This is a genomic window from Marivita sp., from assembly GCF_051251565.1.
Lineage (GTDB): Bacteria > Pseudomonadota > Alphaproteobacteria > Rhodobacterales > Rhodobacteraceae > Marivita.
The window spans coordinates 24,324-38,645 of sequence record NZ_JBPOFB010000009.1; the positions used below are offsets into that span (position 1 = coordinate 24,324).

General features: G+C 60.1%; 13 protein-coding genes. 2 read left to right on the forward strand and 11 right to left on the reverse strand.

Annotation, left to right across the window (positions count from 1 at the left end; genetic code table 11):
* Positions 1-120 precede the first annotated feature (120 nt).
* The 4 genes from recN to ftsZ form a co-directional block, all read right to left on the reverse strand.
* Positions 121-1,773 carry a DNA repair protein RecN gene (recN, locus tag ACSHXH_RS12815; RefSeq protein ID WP_435672199.1) on the reverse strand — a complete coding sequence of 551 codons (1,653 nt, stop codon included), beginning with the start codon at positions 1,771-1,773 and terminating at the stop codon, positions 121-123.
* A 41-nt stretch (positions 1,774-1,814) separates the two neighbouring features.
* Positions 1,815-2,669, reverse strand: coding sequence for an outer membrane protein assembly factor BamD (locus tag ACSHXH_RS12820; RefSeq protein ID WP_435672200.1), 855 nt, complete (start codon positions 2,667-2,669; stop codon positions 1,815-1,817).
* Between the two features lie 159 nt (positions 2,670-2,828).
* Positions 2,829-3,749 (reverse strand): UDP-3-O-acyl-N-acetylglucosamine deacetylase, encoded by a 921-nt coding sequence (gene lpxC, locus ACSHXH_RS12825; RefSeq protein WP_435672201.1) that lies wholly within the window; start codon positions 3,747-3,749, stop codon positions 2,829-2,831.
* Positions 3,750-3,962: 213 nt separating this feature from the next.
* The gene (gene ftsZ / locus ACSHXH_RS12830) at positions 3,963-5,582 is read right to left on the reverse strand and encodes a cell division protein FtsZ (protein ID WP_435672202.1); all 1,620 of its coding nucleotides are present in this window, start codon (positions 5,580-5,582) and stop codon (positions 3,963-3,965) included.
* A gap of 429 nt (positions 5,583-6,011) precedes the next feature.
* Between ftsZ and ACSHXH_RS12835 the strand changes: the two genes are divergently transcribed.
* Both ACSHXH_RS12835 and ACSHXH_RS12840 read left to right on the forward strand, forming a co-directional pair.
* The gene (locus ACSHXH_RS12835; RefSeq protein WP_435672203.1) at positions 6,012-7,244 is read left to right on the forward strand and encodes a PhnD/SsuA/transferrin family substrate-binding protein; all 1,233 of its coding nucleotides are present in this window, start codon (positions 6,012-6,014) and stop codon (positions 7,242-7,244) included.
* Between the two features lie 137 nt (positions 7,245-7,381).
* Entirely contained in the window at positions 7,382-7,846 is a 465-nt protein-coding gene (locus ACSHXH_RS12840) for a DsrE family protein (protein WP_435672204.1), read from the forward strand.
* Between the two features lie 74 nt (positions 7,847-7,920).
* On the opposite strand, the gene ftsA is transcribed toward ACSHXH_RS12840, so the two are convergent.
* From ftsA to ACSHXH_RS12875, 7 genes are all read right to left on the reverse strand, one after another.
* On the reverse strand, positions 7,921-9,255 hold the full coding sequence (ftsA, locus tag ACSHXH_RS12845; RefSeq protein WP_435672205.1) for a cell division protein FtsA: 1,335 nt from the start codon (positions 9,253-9,255) through the stop codon (positions 7,921-7,923).
* Complete coding sequence (locus ACSHXH_RS12850) at positions 9,252-10,127, reverse strand: cell division protein FtsQ/DivIB (RefSeq protein ID WP_435672206.1); 876 nt, start codon at positions 10,125-10,127, stop codon at positions 9,252-9,254. Before ACSHXH_RS12850 ends, ftsA begins: the two co-directional genes overlap by 4 nt.
* Positions 10,115-11,029 carry a D-alanine--D-alanine ligase gene (locus ACSHXH_RS12855; protein WP_435672207.1) on the reverse strand — a complete coding sequence of 305 codons (915 nt, stop codon included), beginning with the start codon at positions 11,027-11,029 and terminating at the stop codon, positions 10,115-10,117. The genes ACSHXH_RS12850 and ACSHXH_RS12855 overlap by 13 nt, the downstream gene beginning before the upstream one ends.
* Positions 11,030-11,136: 107 nt before the next feature.
* The gene (gene murB / locus ACSHXH_RS12860) at positions 11,137-12,084 is read right to left on the reverse strand and encodes a UDP-N-acetylmuramate dehydrogenase (protein WP_435672208.1); all 948 of its coding nucleotides are present in this window, start codon (positions 12,082-12,084) and stop codon (positions 11,137-11,139) included.
* 39 nt (positions 12,085-12,123) lie between these two features.
* Entirely contained in the window at positions 12,124-12,381 is a 258-nt protein-coding gene (locus ACSHXH_RS12865; protein WP_435672209.1) for a DUF2484 family protein, read from the reverse strand.
* A gap of 182 nt (positions 12,382-12,563) precedes the next feature.
* Positions 12,564-13,613, reverse strand: a complete 1,050-nt coding sequence (locus ACSHXH_RS12870) for a flavin monoamine oxidase family protein (RefSeq protein ID WP_435672210.1) — start codon at positions 13,611-13,613, stop codon at positions 12,564-12,566.
* Entirely contained in the window at positions 13,613-14,281 is a 669-nt protein-coding gene (locus tag ACSHXH_RS12875; RefSeq protein WP_435672211.1) for a cupin domain-containing protein, read from the reverse strand. Before ACSHXH_RS12875 ends, ACSHXH_RS12870 begins: the two co-directional genes overlap by 1 nt.
* Positions 14,282-14,322: the final 41 nt, after the last annotated feature.

A 14,322-nucleotide genomic window follows, 5' to 3' on the forward strand; every position in this document is an offset into this window, starting at 1 on the left:
ATTCGATTTTCTAGGGTTATCCAATGTGCGCTAAGTGTCCACCCCTGATGCGCTCAAACTCTGTGTCCGAGGGTGTCAGGGCACGGACAAGGCGCGGCTCTTTCAGAAACGAGGTCAGGCTTAACCGACCAAAAGCGCCCGTGCCGCCGCGCGGGCTTCTGCGGTGATCGTGTCGCCGGATAGCATGCGGGCGATTTCGCCTTCGCGGGCTGACGTGTCCAAAGGCACCACGGTCGACGTGGTCTGGTCATCCACCACCTGTTTTTCAACCCGCCAGTGATGCGCACCCAAAGCGGCCACCTGCGGCGAATGTGTCACCACAAGCACCTGACCCCCATCTGCCAGTGCAGCAAGACGCCGCCCGACAGCATCGGCGGTCGCACCGCCCACGCCGCGGTCGATCTCGTCAAAGATCATCGTCAGACCAGCGTCGCGCTGTTCGGACAGGCACACCTTTAGGGCCAGCAGAAAGCGGCTCAACTCTCCACCCGAAGCGATCTTGCCAATCGGGCCTGCCGGTGCGCCCGGATTGGTGGCCACAGTAAAAGCCACCGCATCGCTGCCATCCGGCCCGGCGGGCGCGTCAGACACATCAGTGACAAACACTGCCCGCTCCATCTTGAGGGGGGCGAGTTCCGCGCAGACCGCTGTGTCAAGCTGCCGCGCAGAGGTCACACGGCTGTCGCGCAACGCATTGGCCGCCGCCGCATAGGTCGTTTCCGCCGCGCGCAGTTCGGATTGCAAGCCGACCATCCGGTCTGCGCCTTGATCCAAGGCCAACAGGCGATCGCGCAAATTGTTGGCGAGGCCCGCCAGATCATCGGGGCCGACTGCATGTTTTCGAGCCAGACCGCGCAGGGCAAAAAGACGCTCTTCGGTCGCCTCAAGTTCGTGCGGGTCAAATTCCAGCGCCTCCAGACAGCTTGAGACGCCGCGCGCGGCATCGTCCAGTTCCGCCATCGCGCGGGCAAGAGCGGCCAAAGGATCGTCCAACTGCCCATCAGCGGCGTCGCTGACCCCTTCAAGCCAGCGCAGGGCATCCCCCATCGCAGCTTCGGCACCGTTTGGCCCCATGACCTGTGCGGCGCGCGCGATGTCATCGCGGATGCGCTCGGCCCCCTGCATCATGCGGCGTCTTGCATCAAGCTGGGCATCTTCCCCCGGCTCAGGGGACAGTTTGTCCAACTCGTCAACTGCGTGCCGCAGGAATTCTTCCTCGGCCTGCGCGGCCGTATAGGCCTTTTCCGCCTCAGCCAACGCCTTGCGGGCCTTGGACATAGCAGTCCACCCCGTGCGCACGTCCGACAGCAACCCGTCATGCCCGGCAAACTGATCCAAGAGCGCACGGTGACCCTTGGGGTTCAATAAGCCACGATCATCGTGCTGACCGTGCAATTCCACCAGAGTTTCGGACAAGGCGCGCAGCATTTCACCCGTCACGCGGCGGTCATTGACCCATCCGGTCTTGCGGCCATCAGCGGTGTTCACCCGGCGCAAAATCAATTCATCCGCATCGTCAAAACCGGCTTCTGCAAGAACAACATGCGCCGGGTGGCTTTTGGGCAGATCGAAAACGGCTGTCACCTCGCCCTGATCAGCACCGCTGCGCACCAATTCGGCACGCCCGCGCCAACCAAGCACAAACCCAAGCGAATCCAGCAAGATAGACTTGCCAGCCCCGGTTTCACCCGTCAGCACGTTCAGGCCCGGCTGGAACTCTAGCTCCAGCCGATCAATGATCAGCATATCTCGTATTTCAAGCGCACGCAGCATTCTGTGCAACCGGGCGCGTCGTCAGACGCACCGCCCCCCGATCAAAGCCATTGACCCTTGACCATCTGGCGATAAACCTGCCGCAGCCAATTGTCTCCGGTCGCCTTCAGCTCAAGCCCGCGGCCTGTCAACAGCTTGAAACTGTCTTCGTACCAATCGGTGGACTGATAATTATAGCCAAGGATGGCCCCCGCTGTTTGCGCCTCGTCTGTTAAACCCAACGACAAATACGCCTCTACAAGACGGTGCAGCGCCTCAGCGGTATGCGTTGTGGTCTGGAAATCCTCAACCACAGAGCGGAACCGGTTGATCGCCGCCGCATGATGGTCGCGCCGTAGGTAGTAGCGCCCAATCTCCATTTCCTTGGCCGCAAGATGATCAAACGCCAGATCGAACTTGAGCACCGAAGACCGCGCATATTCGCTGTCCGGATAGCGTTCGATCACGGTGCGCAACGCCTGCAAGGCCTGAAAAGTCAAACCCTGATCACGGCCCACTTCTTCGATCTGGTCATAATAGCTCAGGGCCAAAAGGTACTGCGCGTAGGCCGCATCTTCGTCGGTCGGGTAAAAGTCGATATAACGTTGCGCGGCACCTCGGCTGTTTTCGTAGTCTTTGTTCTGGTGAAAGGCGAACGCCTGCATGATCACCGCGCGCTTGGCCCATTCTGAATAGGGATAAAGCCGTTCCACCTCGGAAAAGTAGAACGCCGCATCTTCGGGATCGCTGCGGTCGAGTTCGAATTCGCCACGTTCAAAGATTTGTTGTGCTGTAAAATTCTCAATCGGAACGCCGCCGGGTCCAAAACCCGGGCGTTCGCCATCGCTGCACGCGGTCAGCGTTACAATCAAGAGCCCCGCTCCGATCACAGCTCTTGCGTATCTGCCCGCTGCCATGCCCGTCACCTTCGATTCATCGCCGTGGCTATGTGTGCCACTTGTCTGCATCCGGTCCTAGCACATTAAATCCCGAGGCAAAACGCCTTTAGACTCACATACGTTTGACCCTGCACCAGACACCTGTCTTTGGCCCATTCATTCGCCCAAACGCAGAACTTATGCAACTGCGGGAATTTCGCACGCCTCAACACCGGCACCGGGCAGACGCGCGGCAAGCGCGGTGTTGCACTCTCGGATGCGGTAGCCGTCGGGCGTTGCGAACAATTCACGCAGCAACATGTTCGTGAGCGTATGCCCGGCCTTGTGGCCTTCGTAATGACCCAACAAAGGCGCACCGGCCAAGGCCAGATCACCCAAGGCGTCCAGCATCTTGTGACGCACCGCTTCGTCGTGATGGCGCAACCCACCCGGGGTCAAAACGCTGTCGCCATCCACAACCACCGCATTTTCCATTGTGCCGCCAAGCGCCTTGCCCGCAGCGCGCATCGCCGCAACATCGGCTGCGCGGCAGAACGTGCGGCTGTCGCACAGTTCACGCACAAAGGTGCCATTGGCCAGATCAAGCGATTTGCTTTGCTTGCCGATGGCCTTGTCCGCAAAATCAATGTGGAAATCCATAGTCAGACCACCGCCCGGACCAAGCCGCGCCCAACCTTGTGCCGTATGTACCTCAACCATGCTGAGCACTTCGATCACGCGGATCGGCGCGGCCAAGCGTTTCACACCCGTGGCAAGAATGCCCCGCACAAAAGGTGCAGCACTGCCATCGAGAACCGGCACTTCAGGACCATCGATCTTGATCAGCGCATTGTGCACACCGCAGCCAGCAAGGGCTGCCATCACATGTTCGATGGTGGATACCGACACGCCGGCATCGTTCACAATCATAGTGCACAGCGGTGAGTGTTCGGCAAAGTCATACCGCGCCGGAATGCGGGCATTGCCCAAACGAATATCGGTGCGTTCAAACACGATTCCATGATCGACGGGTGCTGCGCACACCACCAAAGCCACAGGAAGGCCGGTGTGCAATCCGACACCCGAGAAACGGACTGTTGACTGAACGGTTGTTTGCAAGGAACCCTCAAGATTTGCGCGCACGTCCGAGACGCCCCGCTTCGGAATAGGTGATACGCCCTGACCTATCTGGTCTCAAATCAAAGATTGTAACGGGCTGAAACACGCGCCCGAAACATATCGGCGGATTCCCGCCAAAGATGCCAATTCTTTGTTTCAAAACAAAAAACGCCCCCGAAATCGGGGGCGTTTTTCAGGAGACTATGCGCGGTTTTAGTTGGCTTGACGGCGCAGAAAGGCGGGAATTTCGATCCGCTCCTGATCTTCGTCGACCTCTTGTGACGGAGCCGGAGCAGGTGCAGCAGCCGCAGAATGGACTGGCGGCTGTGTGCGGCGCGCGGGTGTTTCGGGTTGCTGGGCATGGCCGGTCATCCGGTTGATCAGCGAATTGATACCGAAACGAGGACGCTCGCTGTCAGCCGGTTCCGGCTCGACTTGCATGCTGGGGCGGGCACCGGGTGCAGGGCGCGCACGGGATGCAGCAGCCTGCAACCTGGCCAGTGCTTCGGCGCTTGGTGTGCCCGGTGCAGGCGCACGGGGGGCCACGAATTGTTCGGGGTCCGCTTCAATGCTGTCTTCACGCGGGTTGAATTCGGCAACCTGCGGGCGATACGCGGGCGGCGGCAGACCATCATCAGGGGCAGCTTGCTGGCGTGGCTGTTCGCGTTCAAAGATGGTTTCCATTTGCTCTTTGGCGGCCTGACGCTCGGTGTCCATAGACCCAAACAAGGAAGGCTCTTCGCTGCTGCGTGCTGCAACCTGCTCGGGGGCCTCGCGTTCGATGTTCTGAGCATCTTCAACGCGGGTTGTCTGCGTCAAAGGTGTGGCCAGAGAGCGCCGCGGCACCGGAAGTTCGGAATGCACGTCGACCGCGTCGATGCCTGTGGCCACAACGCTGACGCGCATCATGCCCTCCATGCTATCATCCAGCGTGGAGCCAACGATGATATTTGCATCGGTGTCCACTTCCTCGCGGATGCGGTTCGCTGCTTCGTCGAGTTCGAACAGCGTCAGGTCGTGACCGCCGGTGATGTTGATAAGAACACCCTTTGCGCCGCGCAGGCTGATTTCGTCCAGCAGCGGGTTTGCGATGGCCTTTTCGGCGGCCTGAATGGCGCGATCTTCGCCCTCGGCCTCGCCTGTGCCCATCATCGCCTTGCCCATCTCGTCCATGACCGCACGAACGTCGGCAAAGTCGAGGTTGATCAGGCCCGGACGCACCATCAGGTCTGTCACGCCTTTGACACCCTGGTACAGCACGTCATCCGCCATGCTGAACGCTTCGGTGAAAGTGGTTTTCTCATTGGCCAGACGGAACAGGTTCTGGTTCGGAATGATGATCAGCGTATCCACAACCTTCTGGAGCGCTTCGACACCCTCCTCGGCTTGCTTCATCCGCTTGTTGCCCTCGAACTGGAACGGCTTGGTGACAACACCGACCGTCAGAACACCAAGCTCTCGGGCCGCTTGTGCGATGATCGGTGCAGCACCCGTCCCGGTGCCGCCCCCCATGCCAGCCGTGATAAAGCACATGTGTGCACCGGCCAGATGATCGACGATCTGTTCGATGCTTTCTTCAGCGGCGGCTGCACCAACCGTGGCTCGGGCGCCCGCGCCCAACCCTTCGGTGACCTTGACCCCAAGCTGGATGCGGCTGGTCGAACGGCTTTGCTGAAGCGCCTGAGCGTCTGTGTTGGCCACTACAAAGTCGACGCCCTCAAGGGACTTGTCGATCATGTTGTTGACCGCATTGCCGCCAGCACCACCAACACCGAACACGGTGATGCGGGGTTTCAATTCTTCCTGTCCGGGCACCGAAAGGTTCAAAGTCATGTGTTTGTCCGCCTGCTGTCTCAGCCCCGTTCGGGACGTTTTCTGCACCGATTCCTACTAGTATTATCGTCCAGAGGCGCGAACGTCACGCAAAAAACATGGTTTCGCCCCCAAATATGGGCCAAAACTGTCGGAAGATCGCGGAATTTCGCCAAGTTGTCGATATATAGCGGATAAAGCTCATCTAGCCACAAGGCGACGGGAATCACCCCGCGCAAAGCGGGGAGTTGAATTTATTCATGTTTATGACCTGCTCGGGTCTGCCTTTACTTTTTGGAACACTACCACATACGCAGTCACCAATCCAGAGAGGACTGGGTCGGACAAGCTGATTCCAGCGCCCCGGATGAAACGGTAAAACCGGACCACTGCCAGTGCGCGATTGCGCCATTGACACCGCTCCGCCTATAAATCCCGCAGGAGGAGAAAATGCTCAGAGCAATCATCGCTGCTGTGTGCCTGACCGTATCGGGCACAGGAGCCTGCCTTGCGCAACCTGCGGGGTCGCAGGCGCGCATTGGTGTGCTTGCTTATCTGGGCTACGAAGACGCATTGGTGCGCTGGCACGGGCTCAAGCGGTATCTAGATGCTGCCATCCCACTCTACGAATTCGAATTGGTCCCGATGACGCTCGCATCCGCGTCCTCGCAGATCTCGCGTGGGCAGGTTGATTTCGTCCTCACAAATCCGGGCCATTTTGTGGATCTCACCCACGATCACGCCATGAGCGTGCTGGCCACCCGCAATGTGCAACGCAGCGATGGCACCTATTCCAGCGAATTCGGCAGCCTGATCATTGCTCGCGCCGGCTCTGGTATCGCCGAGCTGAAAGATGCGCGCGACCGAACTGTCGTCGCCGTCGACAAAATGGCGTTTGGCGGTTTTCAACTTGCATGGCGCGAATTTGACAATGCACAGATCAACCTGTTCACCGACACAAGATCGCTCGATTTTGTGGGGTTCCCTATGGACGGCGTCATTGACCGCGTCGCCACCGGACAAGCTGATATCGGGATCATCCGCAGCGGATTGATGGAGCGGGTTCTGGCCGAAGGGACCTATGCGAAAGATGATTTTGTCTATCTCAACACCAACGTCACCTTCACGCATGATGACATGACAAGCACGCGGCTTTACCCCGAATGGCCGTTTGCCGCGTTGGCGGCCGTCGATGCCGACCTGCGGGATGCCGTAGCACTTGCCCTGCTCCAGTCCAAGACCGCGCCGCTTGCCCAAGATATGCGGTTGCGCAATTTCTGGTCCTCTCCCGTTTCCTATACAACGGCAACCGACTTGAAACACGCGTTTGAGCACCGTGTCGAAACGCGATCCATCTGGCAGACGATGACAGGCATTATCCCCCTGCTGGCCTTGGTTGCAACGGGGGTCGCCGCATTGGGACTGCTGTTGTACCGTCAGGTTCGAGGCCGCGCGGACGAAGACGCATCGCTTGATCTCAGTGCACCAGACACCGACAAGACACGCCCCATCCTGACCAAGCGCGAACACCAGATCCTCGATTACATCGCGCAGGGATATTCGTCGAAAGAGATTGCCCAAAAGCTCAAGATCAGTCCCAAAACAGTCGAGTTTCACCGCGCCAACCTACTCAAGAAGTTTGACGCACGCTCTTCGACCCAGCTTGTCGCGCTGGCGACCTGAGGCAGCGCACCCTAGGCATCTCCCCGGTCTGCTTGCGCCCAAACCCGTGGTTCTCCCGAGGTGTTCTTGTGGGCCCCACCATGCCACAATGGACTGCGGGCGGCAGAATGCAGCCCAAGAAAGTCTGGGAGGACCACATGAAGCATCTGACATCACTGGTACTGGCCTGCGCTGTTGCCATGTTCGGCATCTTTGCCGCAACCACCGACGCCGACGCGCAAGAGCGGTATGGCAAGCAAAAGGTTGTCTACCATATCAATTATGACGGTGGCGAAGACGACCGCGCCTATCGTGGCGCGCTGCGCAATATGCAAAACCACATCAACGCCGTGGGTGCCGAAAACATGGACATCAAGCTGGTCCTGCACGGCAACGGGCTTGGCGTTCTGTCGGCCGCGATGAGCAACGAGGCACTGCAAGGTCAGGTGCTTGAACTCAAGGGTCAGAACGTGGCGATCCATGTCTGCAACAACACGCTCCAGGGACGCAAGATTTCCTATGAGAACGATCTGTTTGATGTGTTCGAGGAAGATATCGTGCCAAGCGGCGTGGCAGAGCTGTCGCATCTGCAAATGCAGGGCTACACCTACATCAAGCCATAAAGCCAAAGCCAGGTCGGACAGCGTTGTCAGACCTGGCTTGCTTTACATCAAGAGGTTGATCCGTCGACCGGGTCTTACCAATTGTCGCGGAACCATTTGACCGCACGCTTGAGCGACCGTGCCGGATAGCGGTCTACAGGGATTTCGAAATCCCACCATTCGTCCTGCGGATGCGCCGCAAACAGGCACAGGCCAACGGCACTGGCAAATCCCGGCCCGGTCGCCGCCTGTGGCAAGCCGTGCACGCGCATCGGGCGCCCCAAGCGCACTTGCTGGCCCAGAATCTTGGTCGCCAATCCATCCAGTCCGGGGATCTGGCTTGCGCCACCGGTCAGCACGATCTGTTGGCTGGGCAGGTGTTCGAACCCGGCGGCATCCAACCGCGCCCGCACCTCTTCGAGGATTTCTTCGACCCTTGGGCGCATGATCCCGATCAGTTCCGCACGACTGACGGACCGGCGGTCATGGTGCCAATCGCCGGTATCGCCGCCAATTTCGATCATGTCGCGGTCATCCATACCCGTGGCCACCACGCCACCATGAAAGGTTTTGATCCGTTCGGCCACGGCCATCGGAACCTGTAACCCCATAGAGATATCGCTGGTCACATGATCGCCGCCCATGCGCACAGCATCGGCATAAATCATGTGCTTCTTCATGAAGATGGACAGCCCGGTTGATCCGCCACCCATGTCGATGCAGGCGGCGCCCAGTTCCTGTTCGTCCTCGACCAGCGCCGACACACCCGACACATAGGCCGAGCTGGCAATCCCCGCGAGTTCAAGATCACAACGCTTCATGCAATGGGCGAGGTTCTGAACCGCCATCGCATCCACTGTCAGCATGTGCATATCCGTGGCAAGTTCCTGACCAATCTGCCCGCGCGGGTCGATCAAGCCGCTGCGATGATCCAGCGCAAAATTCACCGGCTGCGCGTGCAGCACTTCGCGGCCATGCCCGTAATCCGGCACATCGCAGGCGGACAGCACGCGCGCGACATCCTGTTCATCGACCGTCGTGCCCGCGACCTCGACCCGCCCCGCAAGGCCATAGCTGCGTGGATCTGCACCAGCAAAGCTTGCGATCACGTGATCCACACGGATTTGCGCCATCTTCTGGGCGGCTTGGACAGCGGTGCGAATGGCACGTTCGGTTTCGCCCATGGAATCGATTTCACCAAAGCGCACACCGCGTGACCGCGTCGTCGCGGCACCGATCACCCGAAAGCCGGACTGCCCCGCGAGCGAGCCAATCGAGTCGCTCTCGATGCCCCGGTCTGTTCCATCAAACCGCAACACCAGACAGGCAATCTTGGAACTGCCGATGTCGAGAATGGCAATCACTCCTCGCTGCATCGCTGCTCGACGTATATTCCGCATTGCCCGTTGAGACTCGTAAAGCTCGATCATTCCGCTGCTTCCCCTGCTTCGATCGCACGGATACGCACCAACTCGCGCACCGCTCCGTCTGTCATTCTAAGTGTGGGCCGGTTCGGCAACCGAAGATCGATTGCAACAAGATCCCGCTCCAGCATGTCGACCGCCTGATCCATCGCGATCACGCGCTCCAGTGCCTGTATCGCATCCGCCTCAGGCAGAAGAATACGTTGATCCCGGTCCAGCACCACATCCCAGCGCCGTTCCCCCATCCGCACCAAGCCACGCAACCGCGCGGCCAAAGGCTCTGCCGCTGACACAAGGTCAAGCGCTTCGGTGACGCGGGTATTTGCCCCGTCCCCGACGATCAGGGGCAGTTCCGGCCAATCTGCCCGCACAAAGGCAGGCCCGACCAGAACACCCTCATTGTCCAAAAGCTGCAATCCGCGATCATTGCGCCACAGCACGACCGGCATGCGTTCGACCACATCCACCTGCAAGACATTGCCCTGCCGCACATAAAGCCGTGCTGATTTCACCGGATCAAGCGAAACAACCGTTTCGCGCATCGCCTCAAGATCCAGATCAAACGAACTGACCGGAAAATCCAAAGGCAACATCTGACGGATGCCTTCAGCCACCAGATCAGTGGCCCCATCAACTGCCATCATGTTGACCATGAATTCAGGACGGCTTTCCACCTGGGCCCGCAGATCTGCAAAGGTGTCAACGATCTTCATCCGGTTGTCGTCAACCGACAGCCACCATGTCGCCAGCGAAAAGGTCAAAAGACAGGGCAGCCCGAACCGCAGCAGCACCCGAAACAGCGGCGTCAGCATGAGCCGCTCCATCCGGTACTTCAACCGTGACGGCGCGGGGTCGGGGCGCGGGGTCATCTGTGACATGACGCATCCTCCACCATCCAGCGGCACAAGGCGCCAAAGCTCATGCCTGTATGCGCCGCCTGTTCGGGTGTCAGGGATGTGGGCGTCATGCCCGGTTGGGTGTTGGTTTCCAACAAAATGAGCCCATCCAGACCTCTGGCCGTATCCCAGCGGAAATCAGTGCGGGTCACACCCCGGCAGCCCAGCGCGATGTGCGCGCGAACGGCATAGTCCATGCAGGCGGCTGTGATTTCGTCCGGCACATCCGCAGGCAACACGTGCCGCGATCCGCCGGGTTTGTATTTCGCATCGTAATCATACCATCCCTCGGTCAGGATATCGGTCACGCACAGCGCCCGATCCCCAACCACGGTGGTCGTCAATTCACGGCCAGGCGCAAACGCTTCGACCATCACGGTCTCGGGCATGTCGTCGGACAATTGCGGCGGACCATTCGCGTCCTCGTTCACAAGGTAGACGCCAACAGACGAGCCCTCGTTATACGGCTTGACCACATAGGGCGGTGGCAAAACATGGCGGCTGCGCGCGTCATCGCGGGACGCCAGAACGCTTTGAACCACGGGCAAGCCGTGACGGCGATACACGTCCTTGGTGCGTTCCTTATCCATCGCCAATGCCGAGGCCAGAACGCCCGAATGGGTATAAGGGATGCCGAGCCATTCCAGCACTCCCTGCACACAGCCATCTTCGCCCCAGCGACCATGCAAGGCATTGAAACACACATCCGGGGAAAGGGCAGACAACACAGATGCAAGATCACGGCCAGCGTCGACCTCGTGAACCTCAAATCCTTCGTCCCGCAAAGCGGCCGCGCATTCACGCCCTGACGACAACGACACCTCGCGTTCCGCCGAGGGGCCACCCATCAATACTGCCACTTTCGGGTTTGCCCTGCTCGACATACCCAAGATCGCCTCAAATCGTGGGGTATACCCCCACTTCTGCCGGGGCTTTGCCCCTTGATTATGTTGTGCAACCTGCCCGGTGCACCGCCTTCACCTGCAAGGGTTTATCCCTCGTCCAGTCGCGCATTGTGATCCGCCGGATCACCCACGCGTTTGATTTCCCACTGTAACTCTATTCCAGAGTGTTGGAAAACCCTTTTTCTCACCTCTTCACCCAATCCTTCAAGCTCTGCGGCTGTGGCGCCGCCGGTGTTGACAAGAAAGTTCGGATGTTTGGGCGACATCTGCGCCCCGCCACGCGTTGCGCCGCGCAGCCCGGCGTCGTCGATCACCTTCCACGCCTTGAGGTCATGCACATCATCCGCCCCCCCGGTCGAGGAAAACCCCGCCGGATTGCGAAACGTGCTGCCTGCGGTCCGGTCTTTGGTGGGTTGGGTCGCATCCCGTTTGGCAAGCTGGTCTTGCATGCGCGCGTGCAGTGCTTCCGGGTCTGCGGACGCGCCGTCAAAGACCGCCTCCACGATCACCCAACCCTCGGGAAGATCGCTCGACCTGTAGGCCAAATGCAGCTCTGCCGCGGGGATCGTTACCAGATCACCCGCCCGCGTGACCGCGCGCACCTCGATCAGATGGTCTGCCACATAAGACCCGTAGCAGCCTGCATTCATACACACCGCGCCGCCAATCGCACCGGGAATGGTGCGCAAAAATGTCAGGTCCACCCCCGCATCCGCCGCCTTGCGCGCCACATGTGCATCCAGCGCCGCCGCACCAGCCGTCACGCGCGTACCCTCAATGGAAATCTGGTTAAAGCCGCGCCCCATTCGGATCACCACAGCGCGCAATCCACCATCGCGCACGATCAGGTTTGACCCAACACCCATGGGAAACACCTTCACATCAGCTGAAAGCGCTGCCAGAAAGGCGCGCAGATCGTCCGGATCGGCAGGTTGGAACAGCCAATCCGCAGGCCCGCCGACGCGCAGCCAGGTCAGATCGGACAGGGGTTTGTCGCGGGTCAGCGTGCCGCGCACATCAGGCAAATGGATCATGCCCCGCGTTTTGCCCAATGGCGCGCGGGGCGTAAAGCCTCAATCGGCGCGGCGCGTCACCTGCCGCACCATCCACGCAAAAAGATACCGCAGCGGCCACCGAAACACGCTTGCCGCCGCCACAGTAAAGACCAGCCCCCACCAGACGCCCTCTTGGACATAGACCCAGACAAGGATCGGTGCGCCCAGCATCATCAACAGATAGGCCCGCCGCCAATGGTTGTCGTTCGACGGGATCGCCGCAAGAATGGCCGCAAGGATGATCCAGCAACAGGCCGCACTCAGGGAATAACTCATCGTCAAGGCTCTCCACCACTTGGCCTGTCGGGCGCTTTCAGAAAGACCGCAGCAGGGCGCAACCCCAAACCAAAGCAGGATCAAGCCGCGCTCTGGTGCTGGACTTTCAAACGTAGACACCCGTTAACACTGTTTTCTGGGCGAAATAAGGACGCTGCAAAGACGATCCTGTGGAAACGCACTCAGCGCGCAAGAACCCAACGCGCCGCCTCGTCCGCTGCGGCCAGCGCTCCTTCAAGGAACCCACCCATCTCCGGGGCGAGTTCGGTTGAAGCCAGAAAGATCCGCGCGCCCAGCGGTGCCCGCAAGGATACAGGCCGACCGTAGGCCGGATGATGCGTCAGGGGGTCTTGGTCGCGCGGCACCGCAGTGTGCAGCTCTTCGGCCCAATCGGTATAGAACACCGCCACCGGTTTGGCCGCCTCAGGTCCGAACAGATGCGTCAACTGCGCCACACAGGCCTGCGCCACGGTGTCACCCTGCCCCGCACGCTGTGCCACTGGCACACCAAGAAAGCCAAAAAGCGCGCCACGGTCCCCTGCACTGGCGTCATGGATTTCTACCATTGGGCCACGGCGGCTCATGACATCGCCTGACAACCCGTCGTGACGCCAGAACGGTACGTCATAGACAGCGACACATTTGGCGTGTCCGGCCATCCATGTCGGGATGTCGCGCAATGCGGCATCGACCTCAGATGTCAGCACCGGCACAAAACCCAGCCCCGCTACAATCCGAGGCGGCATCGCCAGAACGATTTTGTCCGCCTCAAAACTGCCGCCATCCGCAAAGCCCAGCACCCCTGCATCCGACACCGACACAACCGTCCGCCCCGTCTCGGGGCTGCCCTTTGGCAAACCTGCTGCAAGACCTGAAACAATCGCGCCCATACCGCCCTTGACGCGCAAAGACCCCTGCATGGACGACATCCCACGATCGCGGATCACGCCGCCCTGTTCGGTCTCGTAAAGCAAGGCACCGGTCGCATATTGCTCGAACACCTCAAGCCCAAGCGCCTGCACCAAAGCAGCCATGCGTGGCTGGCCGGGCCAGAACCACGATGGCCCCAGATCAAACCCGTCCGTTCCCAGATGCTCGGTCCTGATGCGCCCCCCCAATCGGTCGCGCGCGTCAAACAGACGAAACGGCACACCCGCCGCATGCAGATGCTGCGCCACGGCCAGCCCGGTCAGACCGCCACCCACGATTGCAACTGGGGCGTGCGCAGCCATCAAACGACAGGGGCTGTCGCAAAAGGCAAATGCCCGGTCTTCATCCAAAGCTTGGCACCCTCCGGCCCAGCCTTGGCCTGCAAAGCCAAGCCGTCTGGAAGGCGCAGCCACGACCCGGGATGCAAAATGTCGTCACCATCGCTCAGACTGCCCTCCAGCACGAGGATCTCCATCCCACCGGGTGATTGGTCACCAAGCCGCGCCCCGGCCTCTGCCACCAGATAAGACACCACCTCCCGCGCATCACGGTGCAACTCTGCCCGCGCCACGCCAGACTCAACCGAACCAAGCTCTGCCGCCATGTCTTTGCGAAACTGCGTTCGGTCCTGCGGGTCGAACTGCCAAAGCTTCACGAAAATCGTGCACCCCGCCTCGGCCCCCGGCGTATGAGAACTCGTCGGTGGATTGCGCACATAGGTGCCTGCCGGGTAATCGCCATGCTCGTCCTGAAACACGCCGTCCAAGACAATGAACTCTTCGCCGCAGGTATGCGTATGGGCAGAAAAATGACTGCCCGGCGCATAACGCACAATCGAGGTCGCCCGCGCGACCTCGTTGCCGATCCGGTCCAGCATGCGCCGATCCACCCCGGCCATCGGCGACGCCACCCAAGGCGCTTGCGCCGAATGCACCACCACCCGCTTGGTAAAATCCGCGTTCAGTTCCATAATTCACCCCTGCCAATCCCAATAGGCAGCAGACCTACCGC

Coding starts and splice junctions, on each gene's coding strand:
- recN (WP_435672199.1), bottom strand. CDS start 1,773: ATGCTGCGTGCGCTTGAAATACGAGATATGCTGATCATTGATCGGCTG.
- ACSHXH_RS12820 (WP_435672200.1), bottom strand. CDS start 2,669: ATGGCAGCGGGCAGATACGCAAGAGCTGTGATCGGAGCGGGGCTCTTG.
- ftsZ (WP_435672202.1), bottom strand. CDS start 5,582: ATGACTTTGAACCTTTCGGTGCCCGGACAGGAAGAATTGAAACCCCGC.
- ACSHXH_RS12835 (WP_435672203.1), top strand. CDS start 6,012: ATGCTCAGAGCAATCATCGCTGCTGTGTGCCTGACCGTATCGGGCACA.
- ACSHXH_RS12840 (WP_435672204.1), top strand. CDS start 7,382: ATGAAGCATCTGACATCACTGGTACTGGCCTGCGCTGTTGCCATGTTC.
- ftsA (WP_435672205.1), bottom strand. CDS start 9,255: ATGATCGAGCTTTACGAGTCTCAACGGGCAATGCGGAATATACGTCGA.
- ACSHXH_RS12850 (WP_435672206.1), bottom strand. CDS start 10,127: ATGTCACAGATGACCCCGCGCCCCGACCCCGCGCCGTCACGGTTGAAG.
- ACSHXH_RS12855 (WP_435672207.1), bottom strand. CDS start 11,029: ATGTCGAGCAGGGCAAACCCGAAAGTGGCAGTATTGATGGGTGGCCCC.
- murB (WP_435672208.1), bottom strand. CDS start 12,084: ATGATCCATTTGCCTGATGTGCGCGGCACGCTGACCCGCGACAAACCC.
- ACSHXH_RS12865 (WP_435672209.1), bottom strand. CDS start 12,381: ATGAGTTATTCCCTGAGTGCGGCCTGTTGCTGGATCATCCTTGCGGCC.
- ACSHXH_RS12870 (WP_435672210.1), bottom strand. CDS start 13,613: ATGGCTGCGCACGCCCCAGTTGCAATCGTGGGTGGCGGTCTGACCGGG.
- ACSHXH_RS12875 (WP_435672211.1), bottom strand. CDS start 14,281: ATGGAACTGAACGCGGATTTTACCAAGCGGGTGGTGGTGCATTCGGCG.